9 protein-coding genes are annotated in these 11680 nt (G+C 74.5%); 5 read left to right on the forward strand and 4 right to left on the reverse strand.

Annotated elements, in window-relative coordinates:
• Positions 1–205: 205 nt before the first annotated feature.
• Positions 206–616 (forward strand): rodlin, encoded by a 411-nt coding sequence (locus tag AB4039_RS25510; protein ID WP_442271914.1) that lies wholly within the window; start codon positions 206–208, stop codon positions 614–616.
• 238 nt (positions 617–854) lie between these two features.
• Complete coding sequence (locus AB4039_RS25515; protein ID WP_442271930.1) at positions 855–1727, forward strand: glycoside hydrolase family 19 protein; 873 nt, start codon at positions 855–857, stop codon at positions 1725–1727.
• Positions 1728–1776: 49 nt separating this feature from the next.
• Here AB4039_RS25515 and AB4039_RS25520 read toward each other — a convergent pair whose 3' ends face one another.
• The 3 genes from AB4039_RS25520 to AB4039_RS25530 all read right to left on the reverse strand — a co-directional run bounded on the left by AB4039_RS25520 (position 1777) and on the right by AB4039_RS25530 (position 7700).
• Positions 1777–4521, reverse strand: coding sequence for an AAA family ATPase (locus tag AB4039_RS25520; RefSeq protein ID WP_442271915.1), 2745 nt, complete (start codon positions 4519–4521; stop codon positions 1777–1779).
• A gap of 263 nt (positions 4522–4784) precedes the next feature.
• A complete protein-coding gene (locus tag AB4039_RS25525) occupies positions 4785–6596 on the reverse strand; it encodes a S8 family serine peptidase (RefSeq protein WP_442271916.1) in 1812 nt (603 codons plus the stop codon).
• Positions 6597–6953: 357 nt separating this feature from the next.
• On the reverse strand, positions 6954–7700 hold the full coding sequence (locus AB4039_RS25530) for a DUF1838 family protein (protein ID WP_442271917.1): 747 nt from the start codon (positions 7698–7700) through the stop codon (positions 6954–6956).
• A 240-nt stretch (positions 7701–7940) separates the two neighbouring features.
• Between AB4039_RS25530 and AB4039_RS25535 the strand changes: the two genes are divergently transcribed.
• The 3 genes from AB4039_RS25535 (at position 7941) to AB4039_RS25545 (ending at position 10333) form a co-directional block, all read left to right on the forward strand.
• Positions 7941–8924, forward strand: coding sequence for a DUF1996 domain-containing protein (locus tag AB4039_RS25535; protein WP_442271918.1), 984 nt, complete (start codon positions 7941–7943; stop codon positions 8922–8924).
• Positions 8925–9008: 84 nt separating this feature from the next.
• The gene (locus tag AB4039_RS25540; protein ID WP_266836645.1) at positions 9009–9611 is read left to right on the forward strand and encodes a sigma-70 family RNA polymerase sigma factor; all 603 of its coding nucleotides are present in this window, start codon (positions 9009–9011) and stop codon (positions 9609–9611) included.
• Positions 9608–10333 carry a zf-HC2 domain-containing protein gene (locus AB4039_RS25545; RefSeq protein WP_266836648.1) on the forward strand — a complete coding sequence of 242 codons (726 nt, stop codon included), beginning with the start codon at positions 9608–9610 and terminating at the stop codon, positions 10331–10333. Before AB4039_RS25540 ends, AB4039_RS25545 begins: the two co-directional genes overlap by 4 nt.
• Positions 10334–10470: 137 nt before the next feature.
• On the opposite strand, the gene AB4039_RS25550 is transcribed toward AB4039_RS25545, so the two are convergent.
• Positions 10471–11640, reverse strand: a complete 1170-nt coding sequence (locus AB4039_RS25550) for an alpha/beta hydrolase family protein (RefSeq protein WP_442271919.1) — start codon at positions 11638–11640, stop codon at positions 10471–10473.
• Between the last annotated feature and the right edge of the window lie 40 nt (positions 11641–11680).

Below are 11680 nucleotides of genomic sequence, written 5' to 3' on the forward strand. Positions count from 1 at the left end.
CCGGTGGGCGCCGGTGGGCGCCGGTGGGCGCCGGTGGGCGCCGGTGGGCGCCGGGGACCGCCTGGGGCCCGGGCGGCCCCGGCGGCCCACCCGGCCACGGCGCGAATCATTGGGCCGCATGGGTGATCGGCGATAACCCCTGGACGCGGGGGCAGTTGATCAGGACGTCCCGCCGGGGACAGCTCATGCGACAGAAGGATCCACAATGCTCAAGAAGCTCATGGCCACCGCCGCGGTCACCGCCTCCGTACTGGGCACGGGCGCCCTCGCGGCCTCCCCGGCGATGGCGATCGGGAACGACAACGGCGTGAACACCGTCAACGGTAACGGCGCCTCGCAGATCTACGGCAACCAGGAGACCAAGGGTGCGATGAGCCCGCAGCTCAGCGCGGTCCAGGGTTCGCTGAACAAGCTCTGCATCGGCCTGCCCGCGAAGGTCAACGCCCAGTCGATCCTCGCCGCCCTCAACATCGGCGTCCAGGACATCAACGTCCTGTCCAACCCGCAGAACCAGCAGTGCACCGAGAACTCCACCCAGGCCAAGGGTGACGAGTCGCTGTCGCACATCGTGGACAACATCCCGGTCCTGTCCGGGAACCTGTCCGCCGGCAGCTGACCCCAGAGGCATCCGGAACGGCGTGACGGCCACGGTCGTCACGCCGTTCCCGCGTTTCCGGAGTCCCGTGGACCAACCCGGAAACCTTTGGTCTAGACCTTGACAGGTCCAGACCATCTTCGCTTCAGTGGCGGTAGCCGTCGCCCCCACCCCCCGCGACGATTCCCCCCACCTCAGGAGCAGTTACGTGATACGCGCCCTACGCCGCCGTACCCTCTCCCTCGCCGCGGCCGCCGCCATGACGCTCGGCCTCGCCGTCGCCCTGCCCGCCTCCCCCGCCACCGCGGCTCCCGCCTGCGCCTCGGCCTGGACCTCCTCCGCCGTCTACACGGGCGGCACGAGCGCCTCGTACAACGGCCACAACTGGCAGGCGAAGTGGTGGACCCAGGGCGAGACGCCCGGGACCACCGGCCAGTGGGGCGTCTGGTCGGACCAGGGCGCCTGCGGGGGCGGCGGGGGCACGGACCCGGACCCCGGCACCGGCAACCCCTCCGGTTTCGTGGTCAGCGAGGCCCAGTTCAACCAGATGTTCCCGAACCGGAACCCCTTCTACACGTACAACGGCCTGGTCGCGGCCCTGTCCGCGTACCCCGCCTTCGCCAACACCGGTGATGACACGGTCAAGCGGCGCGAGGCGGCCGCCTTCCTCGCCAACGTCTCCCACGAAACGGGCGGGCTGGTGTACATAGTGGAGCAGAACACCGCCAACTACCCGCACTACTGCGACGCATCCCAGCCCTACGGCTGTCCCGCGGGCCAGGCCGCCTACTACGGGCGCGGCCCCATCCAGCTGAGCTGGAACTTCAACTACAAGGCGGCGGGCGACGCCCTGGGCATCAACCTCCTCGCCAACCCCTACCTGGTGGAGCAGGATCCGGCGGTCGCCATGAAGACGGCCCTCTGGTACTGGAACACCCAGAACGGCCCCGGCACGATGACCGCCCACGCCGCCATGGTCAACGGAGCGGGCTTCGGCGAGACCATCCGCTCCATCAACGGGTCCCTGGAGTGCAACGGCGGCAACCCGGCGCAGGTGCAGAGCCGGGTGAGCAAGTACCAGAGCTTCACGCAGCTGCTGGGCGTCACCCCGGGCAACAACCTCGGCTGCTGACGGGGACCCCGCCGGCCCGGGGCGGGTCGCGCCCCGGGGCGCGACCCGCTCAGTGCCCGCGCAGCGCGGTGGCCAGTTGGGCGCGGGAGCGGACGTCCAGTTTCTGGTAGATCCGGGTGAGGCGGGCCTCCACCGTCTTCACGCTCAGGAAGAGCTTCGCGGCGGCCTCCTGGTTGCTGGCTCCCCCGCCGACGAGCAGCGCCAGCCTGGCCTCCGCCTCGGTCAGGGCCGCCACCCCGGGGTGCGGGGCGGCGGTCTCGGGCGGGGTCTCGCGGGCGAGACCGAGCCAGGGCTTGGCCCCGGCCCCCGCGAAGACCTCGGCCGCCGCCGACAGGGCGGCACGGGCGGGGGCCCGGCGTCGGCGCCGGCGTTCCACCCGGGCCAGCGCGAGGAGCGTACGGCCCTGTTCCAGGGGCAGCCCGAGGGCCCCGAACCGCTGCGCGGTCAGCTCCAGCAGGGCGACCGCCTGTTCCGGTTCGCCCTGTGCCGAACGGCACAGGGCCCGGGCCCGGTCCAGGGCAGCGATCACCGTGGTCCGCCCCAGGGAGCGGGCCACGGGGGTGACCCGGTCGAGCAGTTCCCCGGCCCCGACGGGATCGTCGGCGGCGACCAGGGCCTCGGCGAGCTCCCCGTGCCAGCGCAGGACCGAGGGGTCCACCACCTGCTGGGCCTCCTCCAGCGCGGCGACCCGGCGCAGCGTGGCGACGGCCTTCGCGGCCTCCCCGGTGGCCAGTTCGACGGTGCCGAGGGCGTACAGCGCCCGGGACAGGAAGACCTGGTCCTGCTCCTCCTCGGAGGCCTGGATGCCCCGGCGGGCGTATCCGGCGGCGCGGGCGAAGCTGCCGGCCGCGGCCTCGGCCGTCGCGGCGACGTACCAGGCCGGTCCGGGTGACAGGCCCGCCTCGATGGTCAGCTCCAGCGCGCGGCGGGCGTGCGCGGCCCCGGCGACGCAGCGGCCGCGCCGCAGTTCCACCTCGGTGAGGCTGCGCAGCACCTCGAAGACGTCCTCGGCGGATCCGGTGCGCTGCACCGCGGGCAGCAGGACGAGGAGCTGGCGGCGGGCGTCGGCGAGCCGGTCGTCGAAGAGGGCGTGGCGGACGGCCAGGTACTGGGGCGCGTTGCGCATTCCGAGGGGGACCTCGGGGGCGGGCAGGGAGAGGGCCTCGGCGAGGATGTCCTCCGCGTCGGGGTCACCGAGGATGCGGCCCATGCGGGCCCGTACGGTCAGGGCCATGGCCTCGGCGGCCTGGTCCCCGCCGGCCTTGGCGAGGGCGCCCGCCTCGGCGGCGGCGTCGCGGGAGCGCAGGGGGTCGCCGTCGCCGATGTTGTGCTTCCAGGCGATGCGCAGTTGGACGGCGGCCTGCAGGGAGGGGTCGCCCGCGGCGTCGGCCAGGGCGTGGGCGATGGTCTCGTCGACGTCGGCGAGGGCCTGCCCGGCGGCGTCGATCACGGCGAGCCGGGCGCGCACCCGCTGGGCGGGCGAGGCGTCGCGGGCGAGGACGGCGCGGGTGGCGCGGCGGGCGAGGTCGGCGCGGCCGGCCCAGCCGGCGTCCTCGGCGGCGGCGACGAGCCGGGCGAGTTCCTCGCGGGGCAGGGAGAGGGGGGTGCGTTCGGCGGCGAGCAGACCGAGTTCGGCGGCGAGGGCCCGCTGGCCCCGGCGCCGGCACGCTGCGGCGGCGTCGGTGATCCGGTCCGCGAGGTCCGCGTCGGGGGTATCGACGGCCAGCGCGCGGTGTCGTACGGCCTGGACGGGGTCGTCGACGGCAGCGGCGAGGGCGGCGTGTCCGGCCGCGCGCTCCGGCCAGCCGGCGTCGGCGGCCAGGGCGGTCGGCAGGGCGCCGGCGGTGAAGGTGACGGCGCCGTCCTCCCCTACGGTGACCAGCGCGGCCCGTTCGGCCTCCGCGAGTTCCGCTTCGGCGTCGGGGCGGCCTGCGCGGCGCAGCAGCGCGGTGGTGGGGCGGGCCGCGAGGGCGGCGAGGAGCAGGGTCCGCCGCGCGCGGGCGGGGGCTTCGGCGAGGAGCCGGCGGGCGACCTCACGGGCCTGGCCGGAGACGGGCGGGGTGTCGGCATGGTGGGCGGCGCCGCCCGGTCCGCCGCAGGCCTCGGCGAGGGAGTGCCCGAGGGCGAGGGCGAGCCGCGGGTTGCCCCCGCTGGCCTGGTGGACGCGGCCGGCGAGGCGGGCGGGCAGCCCGTGGCGGAGCAGGAGCTCGGCGACCTGGTCGGCGCCGAGCGGGGGGACGCGGACGACGGGGGTGCCGGGGCCGCAGAGGGGTTCGGCGACGGGGGTGCCGCCCTGGACGCATTCGGCGACGAGGACCCGTACGCGGGGCGGGGTCAGGCGCAGGACGAAGCGGAGCAGGTCGATGCTCTCGGCGTCGAGCCACTGGGCGTTGTCGAGGACGAGCAGGACCGGGCCCGGGACGGACRGGGTGCGCAGGACTTCGACGACGGCCAGGCGCAGCGCGACGTGGTCGCGGCCCGCTCCGGGGGCGTCGGCCTCGCGGCGGAGCAGGGCGATGGCGGTGCGCTGGGGTCCGGCGAGGCGTTCGAGGGCGCTGCGGGGGACCGAGGCGAGCAGGGTGGCGGCGGCGGCCTCGGGTATCTCCTGGTCGGCGGCTTCGGGGGCGAGCCGCAGGACGGTTTCGCGGCGGCCCGCGGCGGCGGCCGCGACGGCGCGCGCCACCTCGGTCTTGCCCGCTCCGGCGGGTCCGGTGAGCACGGCCCTGCCGTGCGTGGTCAGCGCACGGTGGACCGCCTCGATGAGTTCGCGCTGTCCGACGTTGGTGTGTCCCACCCCGGTGTCAGCGTGCCCCGTCGCCGCCACGCACAGCCACCAGCCTTTCGCGCCCCAGTTCTGTGCCTTTCCTGTGAGACGCGACAATACGAGGTCAGCCGCCGGACGGACCCGGATTGTGACGCAGAATTCAGTCGGTGGACCGCACAGCACGGCGGGCCCGCCGGTACGGGAGGTACCGGCGGGCCCGCGTGCTGGGTGTTGGTCCGTACCATCGGCCCGTCAGAACGGAGTTGGGGGGCTCCGTCGTGGGCCTGGACCGGTCAGAAGCCGAGGCTCCACGAGTCGATCTTGCCGGTGTCGCCGCCGGCGTTGTCGTTCACCCGCAGCTTCCAGGTGCCGTTCGCGACCTCGGAGGAGGCGTTGACGGTGTAGGTCTGGCTGATGTTGGCGGTGCTGCCGCCGGCCCGGTTGTGGAGCGTGTAGACGGAGCCGTCGGGGGCGACCAGGTCGACCTTGAGGTCACCGATGTAGGTGTGCACGATGTTCACGCCGACCTTGAGGGTGGCCGGGGCGTTGCCGCTCACTCCGGAGACGGTGATCGGGCTCTCCACGGTGGTGTTGTCACCGATGGCGACGTCCGCGGTGTTCTCGAACGTCGGGGTGGTGGGGGTGGACGTCACGGCGTTCACGGTCGCGGCCGCGTCCGCGAGGCCGGCGCCGCAGCCGCCGGTGCAGGTGCCGGCGAGCGGACGGGCATTGGCCTTGATGGCCGCCTCGACCTGGGCCGGGGTCAGCGACGGCTTGGCGGCGACGAGCAGCGCGGCGAGGCCCGCGACGTGCGGGGCGGCCATGCTGGTGCCCTGGTACGGCTTGTAGATCTCGGCGCCCGGCGTGGTGGTGCCGGCGTTGAGGGAGGAGAGGATGCCGTTCTCGGGGGTGGTGACGGTGCCGGGCGTGTCGGTGGCACGGCGGGTCTCACCGCCCGGGGCGGCGACGTCGATGATCGCGCCGAAGTTGGAGTAGAAGGAGCGGTCGCCGGTGCGGTTGGTGGCGGCGACGTTGATCACGTTGTTGCAGCTGGAGGGGGAGAACCCGGCCGCGTCCGCGTTGCTGTTGCCGGCGGCGACCACGACGGTGGTGCCGCGGGCGACGGCCGCGTTGATGGCGTTCTGGTAGCTGGCGGTGCAGGCGCCGGAGCCGCCGAGGCTCATGTTGATGACCTTGGCGGGGGTGGCGTTCGCCGGGACCCCGGCGACGGAGCCGCCCGACGCCCAGGTGATGGCGTCGACGATGTCCGAGGTGGCGCCGCCGCACTTGCCGAGCACGCGGACCGGCTGGATCTTGGCGTTGTAGGCGATGCCCGCGACGCCCTTGGCGTTGTTGGCGGCCGCGGCGATGGTGCCCGCGACGTGGGTGCCGTGCCAGGAGGAGTCGCTGGCCTTGGAGCCGGTGCCGCACTCGCCCGCGGCGCTCCAGTCACCCTGGTCGGCGGGGTTGTTGTCGCGGCCGTCGCCGTCGCGGGCGGCCGTCGAGCTGCTGATGAAGTCGTAGCCCGCGACGATGTTGGGCGCCACGTCGGAGTGGGCGACGTAGCCGGTGTCGATCACGGCGACGGTGACGCCGGAGCCGGTGGTCTTGTCCCAGGCGGCGGGCACGTTCATGCCGGCGGTGGGCTCGAAGAGGTCCCACTGCTTGGCGTACTCGGTGTCGTCGGGGGTGCTCATCGCGTAGGCGCGGGAGTCCGGCTCGACGTAGGCGACGTCGGGGTCGGCACGGAACTGGGCCATCACGTCGGCCGCTTCGGAGGGGGCGACGGATCCGCCGAGGCTGACGAGGGCGGCGCCGGTGCCGAGGCGGCGGTCGAACTTCGCCTTCTTGCCGGCCTTCTTGCCCTTGGCCGCGGCGTCGTCGGCGGCGGCGGTGTTGGAGCTGGCCTCGGAGGCGGTGGACTTGTATCCGACGATCAGGTTCTCGACCGGGGCGGCGGCGGGCGCGGCGGGGGCCGCGGCGGCCGGGAGGGTGCGGGCCGGGTCGTTCCCCCCGGTCACGGCCACGGAGGCGGTGGCGGAGCCCGCCAGCAGGGTGACGGAGATGGCCACCACGGATATGAGCCGACGTCTGGATGCGTGCACGGTGTTCCCCTTCGCGGGCCGATTCCGGGCAGGCCGGAGCGGCCGGTCGGTGCAGTGTGGGAGGTGATCGGCGGCCGCGGCGCCGGGGGCGGGCTGGTCAGGCCCGCTCCGGCCGCCGCCGCACGCCGCGTCGTCCGGCCGCGACGGTGGGACCGGACAACTGCGTACCCGCGATCCGCGCGTCCGCGTAGGGCTTCACACCATGTGGGGTTGGTGCGGGGGCCGTTCGGGATGCGGAAGATCGCCGGTGGGCAGACAGTAGGCAACGCGGAGGTGAACCCGATACGGGGAAAACCCTTGTCCGGACCCTGTCGGCCCCCCTCCCCCGCCCCGCCCCCTCCCCCGCCGCGCCCCGGGTCACCTGGGGTGGAGCCTGCGGAAGTGGGTCCAGCTGGTCTCGTTCGGCTCGGTCCACTTCTCGGGGGCGCGGGCGAACTCGGGGTGGTGGGCCGCGATGTACGCGCGGGTGCGCTCGGGCACCTCGGCGTAGGAGCCGAGTTTCACGCCGCGGCAGTGGAAGGTGAGGCCGCCCGGGCGTTGCCCCTGCTCCATCCAGGGCAGCCAGGGCGACTGGCGGGTCCAGGACATGGTGGCGGGCACGCTCGGGGCGTCGCCCGCGAGGGCGGCGGCGGGGGTGAAGAACTGGAAGAGTTCCAGGGCCCGGTAGGTGTCGTCGGCGGAGTTCAGCGGGTAGTCGGCCACGGGCAGCGGGGAGGGGTAGGAGAGGGGGATCTCCAGGCTGAAGCAGACCTGGTCGCCGAGTTCGGTCCGGGGGACGGGGAAGGGCCGCCACCTCTGGTTGGCCGGGTCGTTCCAGACGTGGACGACGGTCTTGCCCTGCCAGGTTTCGAGGATCTCGCGCGTGCCCGGGTCGAGGTAGAAGGCCGCCTCCCGGGAGAGCATCCGGTATCCGCCGGCCCCGCCGTCCTCGGCGTTCTCGGTTTCGAGGCGGGCGACGTTGACGCCCTCGAAGCCGAAGAGGCGGCGGTAGGGCTCGCCGGGGGCCCAGGAATGGACGTCGCCGGACCACCAGTAGGTGACCTCCTCGCCGTCGAGGGAGACGCGGGTGCGGGCCAGGGAGTGCAGGAGCTCTTCCGGTGTCATACGGAGAACTCTGCGCGGCCCGCGTGCGGCCCGACAAGGACCGGACGGGCCAACTCACCGGGCCACCGGTGCCCGTGGGACGCGGGACGGGGAGCGGCCTCGGGGTACGGACCGCCCCGCGCCGGGGAGGGGTTCGGCGCCCGGGGCCGCGGTGCCGTACGACCCGTACAACCCCCGGCGCCGGCCCTCGTGCGGTTGCCCGGTTGACGGCCGTGCCGGGCACCGGCAACCGTGACCGCCATGGGCAAAGAACACCGACTGCTGGCGCTGCTCGTCTGCCTGGTGCTGGGCACCGGGCTGACGGCCGCCGTGCTGGGCGCCACGCGGGCGGCCGGATCCCGTCAGGCCTCCGTGGCGGGTGCCACCGTGGACATACGCGAGGTCGCACCCGGCCCGCGGGGGCCTGCCCCGGCCGGGGCCGGGGGCTCCCCCGGCTCGGTGACGGTGGACTGCGGGCGCAACGAGGAGGGTCACTGGAACGAGGACAATCTCGTGGTCTCGCCGGGACTGCGGGCGGGCGCCCACCACACCCACGCCTACGTGGGGAACCTCTCCACGGACGCCCTGTCGACCGACGCCTCGCTCGCCGGGGCGGCCACGAGCTGCGCGGGCGGCGACCGCTCCACCTACTACTGGCCGGTGCTGCGCCGGGTGGACCGGCCGGGGAGCGGGGCCCACGAACACTCGGCCGGGCACGGCAACGCCGGCGAGATCCTGCCCGAGGCCTCCGTGAGCGTGGAGTTCCGCGGCAGCCCGGTGAGCAAGGTGGTTCCGATGCCCCGGTTCCTGCGCGCGATGACCGGCGACGCCGTCGCGTACACGGCGGGGGCGCGCGCCGACGTCCGGGCCCGCTGGGGCTGTTCGGGGTTCCCCGACCGGTCCACCCCCGACTACCCGCGCTGCCCGGCCGGCTCCCTGGTCACCCGTACGCTCGTCTTCCCCAGCTGCTGGAACGGGCTGGACACGACCGCCCCCGACCACCGCTCCCACCTGCTGTTCCCCTCCCCGGGGGACGTGTGCCCGCAGGGCACCTTCCCAGTGCCCGAGCTGCGCCTGTCGCTGGCCTACGCGGTGGCCCCGGGCGTGCCGATCGCGCTGGACTCCTTCCCGGAGCAGCGGCACAGCCCGCGGACCGACCACGCGATGTTCGTCGACGTGATGACGGACGCGCAGATGGACGCGGTCGTCGCCTGCCTCAACGAGGGACGGGACTGCCGGAGCTGAGTGACGTACGTCACGTGAACCGGACGTGTGCCCGGGGCGTGTTCCGACCGCACCAGGTAACACCAGGCGGACGGAGAGGGTGAGATGGCCGGACCACTGTGGCCCCGCACTCGGCGGGGCTCGACAGACGAGGCACTGATCAGGTCGGTCTACGAGGAGCACGGCAACGCCCTGCTCGCGTACGCCACCCGGCTGACCGGGGACCGGGCCGCCGCCGAGGACGTCGTGCAGGAGACGCTGATCCGGGCCTGGAGGCATTCCGAGGTCCTGGTCAACGGGAAGGGCTCGGTGCGCGGCTGGCTGCTCACGGTGGCCCGCAACATCATCACGGACCGGTACCGCGCCAAGGCGGCCCGGCCGCCGGAGGTCTCCGGTGCGGCGGCCGCTCCCCCGGTCGAGGGGGACCACGCGGACGCGGTGGTGGACACGATGACGGTGCTCGGCGCGCTGGACCGGCTGACGCCGGAACACCGGGACGTGCTGACGGAGTTGTACTACCGCGAGCGCAGTGTCGCCGAGACCGCCGACCGCCTCGGCATTCCCGCCGGTACGGTCAAATCCCGCTCGCACTACGCGCTCAAGGCCCTGCGCGAGGTGTTCGCGGACGGCACCGTGGACGGCGCCGGGAACAGACGATCAGGCCGGCCGCCCCAGCAGCCCGGCGGACTGCGGGAGGTGGTGGCGTGAACCGGCAGCGGCACGAGGAGGAACTGCTCGGCCCGTACGTGCTCGGTGTCCTGGACGAGGACGAGGTACGGCGCGTCGAGGAGCACGTCGGCGATTGTGTGCGGTGCCGTGAGGAGCTGGCCGCGTTGCGCGAGATGGAGGGCGTACTGGGCGAGGTGCCCGAGGAGGCGTTCCTGGAAGGTCCGCCGCAGGGCGGCGATCTGCTGCTCCAGCGGACCCTGCGGCAGGTGCGCGGGGAGCGGGCGGCCTCCGCGCGGCGCCGGGTGGGGCTGGCGGGTCTTGCCGTGGCGGCTTCGCTCGCGGCCGTCTTCTGGGCCGGAACGCAGCTGGGCGGGGACCGGGAGCAGGTCGGGGCGCTGCCCCCGCCGCCGTCCCCGACCGCGTCGGCGGTGCCTTCGGCGCCCGTACCGGGGACCAGGGTGGCCTCCGCGACGGACCGGGGCACCGGTGCGCGGATGAACGTGCAGGTGACGCCCGCGGCGAAGTGGGTGCGGGTGCACGCGGCGGTGACCGGGATCCCGGCGGGCGAGCGGTGCCGGCTGGTGGTGGTCGCCAAGGACGGTACGCGCTCCACCGCGGGCGGCTGGGTCGTGGGCACGGCCGAGCACGGTGAGGGCAAGGGGGCGTCGCTGGACGGCTCCGCGGCCGTGGACCCGGCGAACGTCAGGGAAGTCCTGGTGGAGAACGAGTCCGGCCGGACCTTCGTGTCCGTCCCGGTGTAGCCGGGGCGCGCCCGGGACCGGGCCTTCGGGCCCGGACGTGACGGGGTCCGGGAGCATCGCCCGCTCCCGGACCCCGGTCCCGCGTCACCGGGTCGATTCCGCCGGTGCGGTCACCGCCCCTGTGTGCGGCGGGCCGTTCAGGGGTTGTGGAAGCGGGCTTCGGGCGCTTCGGCGGAGGGCCCGTCGAGGGCCGGGGCGGGCCGTCCCTTGAGGTGGAGGTCCAGGAAGGCCGTCACGTAGCGGCGGGTCAGCTCGACGGCGCGGGGTCCGGCGAGGGGCGCCTCGGGGTGGGGCAGGCCGAGCTGGTCGCGCAGGGCCGGGAAGTCGGTCGCTCCGAAGTGGTCCGTGCCGTCGAGGGTGATCCAGCGCTTCCAGCCGTCGAAGTGCGGCCACGGGCCGGACCAGCTGCCGGGGGCGTCCCCGGGCACGCTGGCGGCGGAGCCCAGCAGCATGAAGGGCCGGCCGCCGATGCCCGCCGCCGGGTAGGGCTCGGGCAGGGTGCCGTCCATGTCGATGCCCGCACGGATCCGCGGGTCGGCTGCCATCGCGGGCAGGGCCGTGGCTCCGCCGATGGAGTGGCCGGCCATGGCGATGCGGGACGGATCGATCAGATCAGCGTTCTTCCAGGCCGGATGACGCCCGGTCAGGCGGTCGAGCAGGAAGGAGGTGTCGCGGGCGCGGACCTCGGTGACGGCCTCGCGGCCGCCGGGGCCCTGGGTCTGGTCGCAGGCCAGGCAGGTGAGGATGCGGCCGCCGGGGAAGGCGGTGGCGGCGCTCTCGTAGGCGTGGTCGACGGCGGCCACCACGTAGCCGCGGGAGGCGATCTCCTCGGYGAGGGAGCTGAGGGTGGCGCGCGGGACGGTGAAGCCGGGCGAGAGGACGACGAGCGGGTAGCGGCCCCGGACGGGCCGGGCGTCGGTGCGGGCGTGGGCCCGGGTGGCGGCGAAGACCGCCGGGTCGATGACCTTGTCCAGGTCCTTGTCGGCGAGGATCAGCCGGGCTTCCTCGGTGCTCAGGTACGGCGCGGGTGCGCGCCCGGTGCCGCGCTGCGCCGGATAGCGCAGGGTGACCATCAGCTCGCGGGGCCCGGAGTGGGCCCAGGGATCGGTCCGGCTGTGGTCGACCAGGTGGAGGTCCTCCTGGCCGACCGCGAACCGGCCCGTGGCGGGCGGCAGTTCGAGCGGCGCGCGCTGCGCGTCCGAAGCGGCCGGTGCCGCCTGCGCGGCGGAGGCCGCGGTGATCGGGAGGGGCAGCAGCAGGGCTAACAGGGCCGCGGCGGCCGCGGTGCGGCGGCGTGTGGTGTTCATGGCGCCGAATCTAGCCCGCGGCCGGTCACCCGGCGTCAGC

This window comes from Streptomyces sp. M-16 (assembly GCF_052114405.1).
Classification (GTDB): Bacteria; Actinomycetota; Actinomycetes; order Streptomycetales; family Streptomycetaceae; genus Streptomyces.